The organism is Streptomyces phytophilus (genome assembly GCF_013870535.1).
GTDB lineage: Bacteria > Actinomycetota > Actinomycetes > Streptomycetales > Streptomycetaceae > Streptomyces > Streptomyces phytophilus.
In genome coordinates this window covers 1-9,739 of record NZ_JACBXC010000109.1, presented here as the reverse complement: position 1 = coordinate 9,739, position 9,739 = coordinate 1, and the positions used below count along the sequence as shown (strand labels likewise).

The window sequence follows — 9,739 nt, the reverse complement described above, 5'->3', positions numbered from 1 at the left end:
TTCCGTCCCGGCCCCGTTCGCCGGTGGTGGAGACCGAGCGCGGGCGGGACCCCGACGTGGGCTCCTCCGCGGGAGGGGTCAGGGGGCGGCGGTGCTCCTTGCCCCAGACGCCCGTCCCGATCAGCATCAGCGCGCCGCCGATCACGGCGAACGCCGTACCGGCGTCCAGGCCCGTACCGTCCGTGCTGATCTTCAGACCGCCGGCCAACTGGCTCTGCCGGAGCATCCACAGCGCGGTGATGAACAGCACCAGCAGCCCCGCGAGGACGACGAGGACACGCGAGCGCGTCAGGGTCCCGTACAGGGCCAGCAGCGCGGCGAACGCCATGGGCAGGAAGATCGACCCGAAGAGCTGGGCGCGGGTCGTCGAGATGCCGTCGAAGACGTCGCCCAGCCCGTAGTGCCGCCCGTCGCGGCCGTTGTACCAGGGGAGCCAGGCACTCCAGACAACGGCCACCGCGCCGATCAGCACGAGGACCGAGCCGACGGCGTAGCGCTTCTTGTGCGCGGTGTTCTCCAGCATCTTCGTACTCCTCCGATGCCGTAGTCCCCCATCCGACGCTACGTCCCTGCCGCCCCTCCCGCCACCGGAAGAACAGGCCGGGCCCCTGCGGCGAAGAACTAGAGTCCTGTTCGACACCATCTGGGGGGCACGACCACGCATGCGTATTTCCTTCCTGCTGCACAACACGTACGGAATCGGGGGCACCATCCGTACGACCTTCAACCTCGCCCGCGCCCTCGCGGAGCGGCACGACGTGGAGATCGTCTCCGTCTTCCGGCACCGCGACGAGCCCATGATGGGAGAGCCGGGCGGCATCGCCGTCCGCACCCTCGTCGACCTGCGCCGGACGAGCCCCGACTTCGCGGGCGACCTGCCGGACCACCGCAGGCCCGCCCGGGTCTTCCCGCGCGGGGACGGCAGATACGGCCAGTACAGCAAGCTCACCGACGACCGCATCGGGGCCTACCTGCGCTCCGTCGACGCCGACGTCGTCGTCGGCACCCGCCCCGGGCTCAACGTCCACATCGCCCGCCAGACGCGCCGCGGCCCGGTCCGCATCGGCCAGGAGCACCTCACCCTCGACGGCCACGGCTACCGCCTCCGCCGCGAACTCGGCTTCCGCTACGGCCTCCTCGACGCCGTCACCACCGTCACCGAGGCCGACGCCCGCGCCTACCGCACCCATCTGAACCTGCCCGGCGTCCGCATCGAGGCCGTCCCCAACAGCGTGCCGAAACCGGCCGTCACCCCCGCCGACGGCAGCGGCAAGGTGGTCGTCGCCGCCGGCCGGCTGACCCGCGTCAAGCGGTACGACCTGCTGGTCGAGGCGTTCTCCAAGGTCGTCGCGGCCCGCCCCGACTGGACTTTGAGGATCTACGGCAGCGGCGACCGGACCGGCAACGAGCGCGACGCGCTCAGGGCGCTGATCGCGGAGCTGCACCTCGGCGAGCACGTCTTCCTCATGGGCAATGCCAACCCCATGGAGCCGGAGTGGGTCAAAGGCTCCCTGGCCGCGGTCACTTCCAGCAAGGAGTCCTTCGGCATGACGATCGTGGAGGCGATGCGCTGCGCGCTGCCGGTCGTCGCCACCGACTGCCCGCACGGGCCGAGCGAGATCATCGAGGACGGCGTGGACGGCCGCCTGGTCCCGGTCGGCGACGCGACCGCCGTCGCCGACGCCCTGCTGGAGCTGATCGAGGACGACGACCTGCGCCGCCGCACCGGAGCGGCGGCCCTCGCCGCCGCCGAACGCTTCGACCCGGCGCGGATCGCCGTACGCCACGAGGCGCTCTTCACCGAACTGGTCGACCGGGCCCGGACCCGGGGCCCGCGAGGCGCGGTACGCGACCTGGCGCTGCGCTCCCGCGGCACGGCCTACGGCAGCGCCTACGCCCTGCGCTACCTGACCGCGGCGGCGCTGCGGCGGGCGGGGCGGAAGTAGGAGGAGGACGGGGCCGCGGGCGGTCCCGTCCGCCCGGATCGGATCCGGGATCCCGGATCCCGGCCCGGTCCCCCGCCCTGGTCCCCGGTACCGGTACGGCGAACCGGCCTACGCCGCCGCCCGTACCGGCTCGTCCTCCCGGACCCGCCGCACCACCAGCGACATCATCGCCGCCAGCGCGCACAGCCCGCCCGACACCAGCCACACCATGTCGTACGAGCCCGTCACGTCCCGTGCCACGCCGCCCAGCCAGGCGACCAGCGCCGCGCCGATCTGGTGGGAGGCGAGGACCCAGCCGAAGACGATCGCGCTGTCCTCGCCGAAGTGCTCGCGGCAGAGCGCGAGCGTGGGCGGGACGGTGGCGACCCAGTCGAGGCCGTAGAAGACGATGAAGAAGATCATCGGCGGGTGGATCGACGGGCCGAGCAGCAGCGGCAGGAACATCAGGCTCAGGCCGCGCAGCCCGTAGTAGACGGCGAGCAGCCGGCGGGCGTCGTAGCGGTCGGTGAGCCAGCCGCTGGCGATCGTGCCGATGATGTCGAAGATGCCGACGACCGCGAGGAGCGAGGCCGCCGCGGTCATGGCCATGCCGTGGTCGTGGGCGGAGGGCACGAAGTGGGTGCGGATGATGCCGTTCGTCGAGGCCCCGCAGATCGCGAACGCGCCGCAGAGGAGCCAGAACGTACCGCTGCACGAGGCGTCGCGCAGGACGCGCAGGGCCCGTCCGGCCGCGCCGCGCCGGGGCGGCGGCTTGGGGACGAACTCGTCGGAGCCGTAGGGGGCGAGGCCGACGTCGGCGGGGTGGTCGCGCAGCAGGAACCAGACGAAGGGGACGGCGGCGGCGGAGACGAGGGCGACGGTGACCGTGGCCGGCCGCCAGCCGTGGGTCTCCACGACCCAGGACAGCAGCGGGAGGAAGACGAGTTGGCCGGAGGCGGTGGCGGCGGTGAGGAGGCCGGTGACGAGGCCCTTGTGCTTGACGAACCAGCGGTTGGTGACGGTGGCGGAGAAGGCGAGGGCCATGGAGCCGGTGCCGAGGCCGATGAGCAGGCCCCAGTAGAGGATCAGTTGCCAGCTCGCCGTCATCCAGTGGCTGAGCAGGGCGCCCGTGGCGATCATCAGGAGCGCGGCGGCCACCACGCGGCGCATGCCGAAGCGGTCCATGAGCGCGGCGGCGAAGGGGGCGGTGACGCCGTACAGCGTCAGGTTGACGGAGGCCGCGAGGCCGATCGTGCCGCGGGACCAGCCGAACTCGTCGTGCAGGGGCCCGATCAGCAGCCCGGGGAGCGCGACGAAGGCGGCGGCGGCCACGACGGTCACGAAGGTCACGGCCGCGACGAACCAGGCGCGGTGCACGCGCCGCCCGGCGGGGCGCTTCGCCGGGGCGGGAGCGCCGGTCCGGGTCTCGGTGCGGGCGGAGGGCATGGATGGCTGCGTCACCAGTCGAGGATCGCCCGGGGATCACGCCCGGACGAGTGGCCCGGGGGCCAAGGTGTGCAAGGATCGGGCCATGGGTATGGTGCAGCGGCCCGACACCGCGCAGGACACGGCCCCGGTGCCCGTGTTCCGGCATCCGGAGCGGCATCCCGTCGCGGTCTTCGTACGGCACGGGATGCTGCCCATCGAGATGGGGATCGTGCACCGGCTCTTCGGGCGGGCCCGGAGCGCGGCGGGCGATCCGCTGTACGAGGTCGTGACCTGCGCTGTCGCGCCGGGCGAGGTGCGTACGGACGCGGACGTGAGCATCAACGTGCGGTACGGGCCGGAGGCGCTGGCCCAGGCCCGTACCGTGATCGTGCCCGCGTCGCACGAGGCGGACGAGGCGTACACGCGCGGGCAGCTGCCGGAGGAGCTGGCGGGCGCGCTGGCGTACGTACGGCCGCAGACGCGGCTCGCGTCGATCTGCACCGGCGCGTTCGTGCTCGCCTCCGCCGGGCTGCTCGACGGGCGGCCGGCGACGACGCACTGGGCGTCGGGCGACCGGTTCCGGGCGTTGTTCCCGAAGGTGCGCTTCGACCCCGACGTGCTGTACGTGGACGACGGCGACGTGCTCACCTCCGCGGGGGTGGCCTCCGGGGTCGACCTGTGCCTGCACATGATCCGGCACGACCACGGCTCCGCCGTGGCCAACGACGTGGCGCGGCGCACCGTCGTACCGCCGCACCGGGACGGCGGGCAGGCGCAGTTCGTCCGCCGGCCGGTGCCGGAGCCGGAAGTGTCGACGACGGCGAAGGCGCGGGCGTGGGCGCTCGCGCGGCTGCACGAGCCGCTGGCGCTGCGGGACCTGGCGGCGTGCGAGTCGATGTCGGTGCGGACGTTCACGCGGCGGTTCCGGGACGAGGTGGGGATGAGCCCGGGGCAGTGGCTGACCGTGCAGCGGGTGGAGCGGGCGCGGCAGTTGCTGGAGGACACGGACCTGCCGGTGGACCGGATCGCGGCGGACGCGGGGTTCGGCACGGCGGCGTCGCTGCGGCAGCACATGCAGACGGCACTGGGTGTGTCACCGAGCGCGTACCGGCGTACCTTCCGCGCGGACGGGGAGGGGACGGCCGCCTGAGGCGGGGGCCTGCGGCGGTACGGAGGCGTTGTCGGAGGCGTTGTCGGAGGCGTTGTCGGAGGCGTTGTCGGCGGGGCCGCCTACCCTGGGGCGGGTGCGCGGGGAAGTGGAAGTGGGGGGATGCGCCGGTGCGGGGGCCGGTGGGGCGCTGTGGATGCTCAAGCCCCGTGCGCCCTGCGCCAGTTCCGGCCGCAGCTCCAGCCCCTCGTCGTAGCCCCCGCCCCTCTCCGGCCGGTACGGCAGCGGGGCCGTCGTCCACAGCCCGCGCAGCCGCTCGCGCAGCGCCTCCGCCACCGGCGGGTAGTCCTCCCGCGTCAGGCGGTCCGCCCCGTAGACGACGAACGGCGGCAGCGGTGCCATGCCGGTGTAGAAGAACGTGCCGTGGTGCAGCGGCCACAGCACCTCGTCGATGTGCCCGTGGATGCCGCGCGGGCCGAAGCTCGCCTCGCGGGCGCCGACCGACGTGACCACGATCGCCCGCCTGCCGGCCAGGCCCCCGTCCCCGTACCGCCGCGTCCTGCCCTCCGCGTCCTTCACCTTCGAGGCGAGCCCCTGCACGAGCACCCGGTCGAACCACCCCTTGAGGATCGCCGGCGGCCCGAACCACCACAGCGGGAAGTGCACGACGAGCGCGTCCGCCCACGCCAGCTTCTCGTGCTCGGCCGCGATGTCGGGGGCGACCGACCCGGCCCGCCAGGCGTCCTCCTGGGCGTCGCCGACCAGCAGGCGGTCGCCGGCCGTGGTGCCGGCCGCGTCGTCGTCCGTGTAGTCGTCCGTGTAGTCGTCCGCGTCGAGTACGGCCTTGAAGCCCATGGCGTACAGGTCGCTCTGCCGGACCTCGTGCCCGGCGGCGCGCAGCGCGCGGATGCCGTCGTCGCGGAGCGAGGCGTTGAGGGAGCGGTGTTCGGGGTGGGCGAAGAGCCAGAGGATGTTCATGCTTCGAGCCTCGCGCCGCCGCGGACCGGGTACGAGAGCCGTGTCGCCATCATTCGCAAGGATCGCGCCACTCCACCCCGCGAGAGGGTCGAGTGGCGGTGCGCCCGTGCAACCCCGAGCCCTGCACGGCGAACCGCCACCCGGCATCGGCGGATGGGGACGTGCGCCGGATGCACGACCCGCCTTCGCCAAGGGCGTCCGACCGGCCGGCGGCCCTCGGCGTCCCCTCACGACGAATCGCTGCCCACAAGGGTGATCAGACCCGTACGCCTCGTCAACACCTGTTCCGTACCGGAGGTGTCACGTGCTGTTCGTGCCGGCGCGTGCGTGTTCGTGTGCGCCCGCGAAGAGCGCGCCGTCCGCGCCGTCCGCGCGCTCCCCCGGCGGCCGGGCGAGCGCGCAGGCGCGGTCGATCTCGCACCAGATGACCTTGCCGAATCCTTCCGCCTGCCACCCCCAGCGGTCGGCGATGGCGTCGACCAGCTCCAGGCCCCGGCCGTGCGTCTCGTAGTCCTGCGCGCGCCGCTGCCGCGGCGGGGCGGCGCAGGTGTCGACGACCTCCACCCGGTACGGGCCGCAGTCCGCCGGCGAGGCGGGGAGGGCGAGGCGTAGCTCGGCGGGGCGGTCGGTGTGCACGACGGCGTTGGTGACCAGCTCCGAGACGAGCATCACCAGCGACTCGGCGTACGGCTCGTCGGCCGCCACGCCGGTCCATGCCAACCGCGCCCGCGTCCACCGCCGGGCCCGGCCGACCTCGACGGGGTCGGGCCACACCTTGAGCTGTACCTGCAGGGTCTGCACCGCTCACACCATCCTCGGGATCACGCTGCGTGATCTCTCTGCCGTCCAGGATGATTGACGTAGCGTCACGACAACAAGCGCTTCGGGCATATCCCAGCGCGAAAGAGTGCGCGTGCGGCATACTGTGCGACGCTCGCGCCCGACGGTCGAACGCCGGTCCGGCGTCGACCACTCATGCTGCTGTGACCTTGTACGAGTCCGGCAATTCCGCACCGCCCCGGCCACCGATTCGCGGGCCGCGGGTCCGTGTCGCCGCATGACAACTCGCACCTGATGAAGGGTAGTGGAGTCGGGGCCGACTTCGTTGCGTAACGGAAGAGTTCGCCCATGCGTGTTGGGGCTCTGCCCAGTTTCGGCACTCTCCGTAGTCGATTCGGTGTCCCCTTCCTCTTGCGCGGCCGGGCATCGATGTATAACTTCTTATACATGAGCGAGCAGGTCCACAACAGACTGTCGGTGATCCGCGCAGAGCGGAGCGTGTCGCGGAAGCAGCTGGCCGAGGCCGTCGGCGCGCACTACCAGACGATCGGGCACATCGAGCGCGGGCAGTACAACCCGAGCCTCGACCTCGCTCTGCGCATAGCGGAGTACTTCGAGCTGCCGGTGGAAGTGCTGTTCGCACTCCGGCCGTTCCGCCCGCTCAGCGACGAGCTGTACGGGACGGACAGGGAGGCCGGCGGGACCGGCCGCAGGCACGACGACACGAGAGAAAGCGCAGACAGGGGAGCACGATGAGCCAGCCCACGACCGAGCGCGCCTTCGGCGACGCGAAGCGGGCCACGAAGTACGACCGCGCCATGTTCCGGGTCATGAACGACGCCGGCGTGCGCCCGGTGTTCGCCACCGCCGGGCGGCGCCGCGCCGTCGTCGGCGCGCATGTGGCGCTCACCGCCGCCGCGCTGACGTGCGCCGGACTGCTGTACGCCCTCGATACCGCCTGGCTCGTCGCGCCGTTGGCCGTCCTGCTGGTGCTGTGGATGGTCGCCACCGGCCTGCTGAACGGCGGGACGCGCGGCCTGCTGGAGCTGCGTACGCGGATGCTGGACGAGCGGCAGCTCGCCGACCGCGACCGCGCCGGGGCCGTCGCGCACCGGGCGGCGACGGCGCTGCTGGCCGTGGCGGCAGGGGTGTTCGTGCTGGCCGAGGCGGTGGGCGCGGACGGGCTGCCGGGGGTGCCGGCGGTGTGGGTGCTGGTGTACGCGCTGGCGGCGGTGTGGCTGATGCCGCTGTGGGTCGCGGGACTGCAGGCGCGCGACGAGCCCGCGGACGAGTTCTCCGAGGAGTTCCCGCAGGAGGCCGACTGAGCCCCAACTCCCCCGGCGGCTACGCCGACAGCGGCTCCGCCGTGCCGCTCGTGGCGTCGTCCACGTCCGCGTAGACGGCGAACAGCCGCCGTACGCCCAGCGCGGCGAGCACCCGGTTCACGTGCGCCCCGCCGGAGACCGCGGTCCCCGAGACGCCCCCGGCCGCGCCCGCGGCACCCACCCCGCCGTCCGCCGGCAGGATCAGGCGGAACTCGCCGCCGCAGGAACTCAGCAGCCGGCGCGCGGCGATGAGCACGCCGACGCCGCTGGAGTCGCAGAAGCGGACCGCGGAGAGGTCGAGGACGAGGCGGCGGCGGCCCTGGGCGACGGCGTCGTGCACGTGCTGCCGCACGCGGGGCGAGGTGACCAGGTCCAGCTCGCCGCAGACCCACAGGACGTACCAGTCGCCTCGGTTGTCGGTGGTCACCTGCAGCAAAGACACCCGGTCGCTGTCCTTCCGTCGCCTGTCAGCCTGTCGCGCCCGCTCGCCCGTCCGTTTCTGCCATTCGCGTCTGCCGTGTTGCACGTGTCACCTGCTGTGCCCACAGCACACAAGATGAAACACCGACCCTATGCGCAATCGCCCCACACGTCCCCCGCATTCCGGTCAGCACTGGATAACCGTTGGCAATTCGTTGCCTTCTGTTGCACGTCATGCGGTACAGATAGCGCTCCGAGGGCGTACGCCCCCACTCCCCGGCGCTACATTCGTTGACAGCGGCAACCAGGGGCGGGGCGACGGATAGGGGGCGCATGGCGCACGGCACCGGACCGCACGGCACCGGCCGGGGCGCCTTCCCGCCCCGCTGGAACCGCAAGATGCAGCAGCGGCTCGCGCGCGGCGAGGCCGCGGCGCTCAGCGAGCTGTACGACCGCTTCGCGCCCCTCGTCTACGGCCTCGCGCTGCGCGTGCTGGAGAACGAGGAGGAGGCGAACGGCGTGCTGTCCGAGGTGTTCTCGTACGTCTGGCAGCACCCCGACGCGTACGACCCGAAGCGCGGCCAGCTGCGTTCCTTCCTGGCCGGCCTCGCGCACAAGCACGCCGTGCGGCGGCTGCGCTGGGCCGTGATCCAGGCGGGTGCGGCCGGCGAGATCGCGGACAGCGAGGAGCGCATCCGCGCCGTCACCGCCGCCGCCCGCGCCGACTACATCGTCACGTCCATGCCCGAACCGCTGCGCGCCGCGCTGGAGCTGGCGTACTTCAAACGCCGCGACTACCGCCAGACCGCCGCGGAACTCGGCGTCTCCGCCGACGAGGCCCGCCGCCGGCTGCGCCTCGGGCTGCAGATGCTGGCCACCGCGTACACCGAGGCCGGGCGGCCGTCATGATCATGGGCCCCTACGACCACCGCCGGCTGAAGTCCCTGCTCGGCGCGTGGGCGCTGGCGGCCTGCGCCCCCGAGGAGACCGCCGCCGTCGAGGCGCACTTGACCGACTGCGCGCCCTGCGCGGACGAAGCACTCCGGCTGCGCGATGCCGTACGCCTCCTGCACCCGCACGACAACCTCGACATGGACCCGGCCCTGCGCAGCGGGGTCCTGGAGCTGTGCCTCACGCGGCGGATGCCGGGGATCCCGATGCCGCGCTGGTCCGTGCCGTACGACGCGGAGGCGGCCCGGCTCGACGCGCTGCTGGACGACATGGGCGAGGCGGACTGGGGCGCTCCGGTCCGGCTCGCGTGGTACGACGACGACCGGCCGTCGGTACGCGAGACGTCGGTGGCCGGCGTCATCGGCCACCTCCTGGCCGTCGACGGGCTGCTGGCCCTCGCGCTCGGCCTCCCCGACCCGCTCGCCGCCGACGCGCCCGCCGACGAGACCCACCCGCGCACGGTCTCCTCCCCCGCCGAGCGCACCGAGGCGCTGTGGCGGGAGGCCGGGTCGTCGTACGCGGAACAGCAGTCGCTCGCACGGGAGTTCCGGCGCAGGCACGCGAGCAAGATGCGCGGCGAGTGGCGGGACCAGACGTACGCGCTGATACGGACCGCGGGGTTCGCCGGCGGCGGCGTCGCCGACCTGTCCGTGCCGTACGGCGGCGGGGCGGCGCTCCCGCTGCGGGACGCCTTCCTGGACCGGGCCTTCGAGTGCTGGATGCACGCCTGGGACATCGCGGAGGCCGTGGACTACCCGTACGTACCGCCGACGCCCGAGCACATGCACCTCATGATCGACCTGGCGGCACGGCTGCTGCCGCAG

The 9,739-nt window shown here is 73.1% G+C and carries 10 protein-coding genes and 1 pseudogene; 6 read left to right on the top strand and 5 right to left on the bottom strand.

What is annotated here, in order from left to right; translation table 11 throughout:
• A partial coding sequence (locus H5J30_RS08880) for a hypothetical protein (RefSeq protein ID WP_181786713.1) occupies positions 1–523 on the bottom strand: 523 nt, incomplete at its 3' end.
• Positions 524–662: 139 nt separating this feature from the next.
• On the opposite strand from H5J30_RS08880, the gene H5J30_RS08875 reads away from it, so the two are divergent.
• On the top strand, positions 663–1,946 hold the full coding sequence (locus tag H5J30_RS08875) for a glycosyltransferase family 4 protein (protein WP_181786711.1): 1,284 nt from the start codon (positions 663–665) through the stop codon (positions 1,944–1,946).
• Positions 1,947–2,054: 108 nt separating this feature from the next.
• On the opposite strand, the gene H5J30_RS08870 is transcribed toward H5J30_RS08875, so the two are convergent.
• Positions 2,055–3,371, bottom strand: a complete 1,317-nt coding sequence (locus tag H5J30_RS08870; RefSeq protein WP_181786719.1) for an MFS transporter — start codon at positions 3,369–3,371, stop codon at positions 2,055–2,057.
• An 85-nt stretch (positions 3,372–3,456) separates the two neighbouring features.
• Here H5J30_RS08870 and H5J30_RS08865 point away from each other — a divergent pair, with 85 nt between their 5' ends.
• Positions 3,457–4,503, top strand: coding sequence for a GlxA family transcriptional regulator (locus H5J30_RS08865; protein WP_258563200.1), 1,047 nt, complete (start codon positions 3,457–3,459; stop codon positions 4,501–4,503).
• 147 nt (positions 4,504–4,650) lie between these two features.
• On the opposite strand, the pseudogene H5J30_RS08860 reads toward H5J30_RS08865, so the two are convergent.
• Together H5J30_RS08860 and H5J30_RS08855 are read right to left on the bottom strand one after the other, a co-directional pair.
• Positions 4,651–5,439, bottom strand: a pseudogene (locus tag H5J30_RS08860) (NAD(P)H-dependent oxidoreductase); the annotation flags it as partial.
• Between the two features lie 300 nt (positions 5,440–5,739).
• Positions 5,740–6,240: an ATP-binding protein gene (locus tag H5J30_RS08855; RefSeq protein WP_181786709.1), complete on the bottom strand. Its 501-nt coding sequence runs from the start codon at positions 6,238–6,240 to the stop codon at positions 5,740–5,742.
• Between the two features lie 426 nt (positions 6,241–6,666).
• Here H5J30_RS08855 and H5J30_RS08850 point away from each other — a divergent pair, with 426 nt between their 5' ends.
• Together H5J30_RS08850 and H5J30_RS08845 are read left to right on the top strand one after the other, a co-directional pair.
• Positions 6,667–6,975 (top strand): helix-turn-helix transcriptional regulator, encoded by a 309-nt coding sequence (locus tag H5J30_RS08850; protein WP_181786707.1) that lies wholly within the window; start codon positions 6,667–6,669, stop codon positions 6,973–6,975.
• Entirely contained in the window at positions 6,972–7,544 is a 573-nt protein-coding gene (locus H5J30_RS08845) for a hypothetical protein (protein ID WP_181786705.1), read from the top strand. Before H5J30_RS08850 ends, H5J30_RS08845 begins: the two co-directional genes overlap by 4 nt.
• Positions 7,545–7,563: 19 nt before the next feature.
• On the opposite strand, the gene H5J30_RS08840 is transcribed toward H5J30_RS08845, so the two are convergent.
• The gene (locus tag H5J30_RS08840; RefSeq protein ID WP_181786715.1) at positions 7,564–7,980 is read right to left on the bottom strand and encodes an STAS domain-containing protein; all 417 of its coding nucleotides are present in this window, start codon (positions 7,978–7,980) and stop codon (positions 7,564–7,566) included.
• Positions 7,981–8,297: 317 nt separating this feature from the next.
• Between H5J30_RS08840 and H5J30_RS08835 the strand changes: the two genes are divergently transcribed.
• Together H5J30_RS08835 and H5J30_RS08830 are read left to right on the top strand one after the other, a co-directional pair.
• Complete coding sequence (locus H5J30_RS08835; RefSeq protein ID WP_181786703.1) at positions 8,298–8,873, top strand: sigma-70 family RNA polymerase sigma factor; 576 nt, start codon at positions 8,298–8,300, stop codon at positions 8,871–8,873.
• On the top strand, positions 8,870–9,739 hold an 870-nt coding region (locus tag H5J30_RS08830), incomplete at its 3' end, for a zf-HC2 domain-containing protein (protein ID WP_181786702.1). The genes H5J30_RS08835 and H5J30_RS08830, both read left to right, overlap by 4 nt.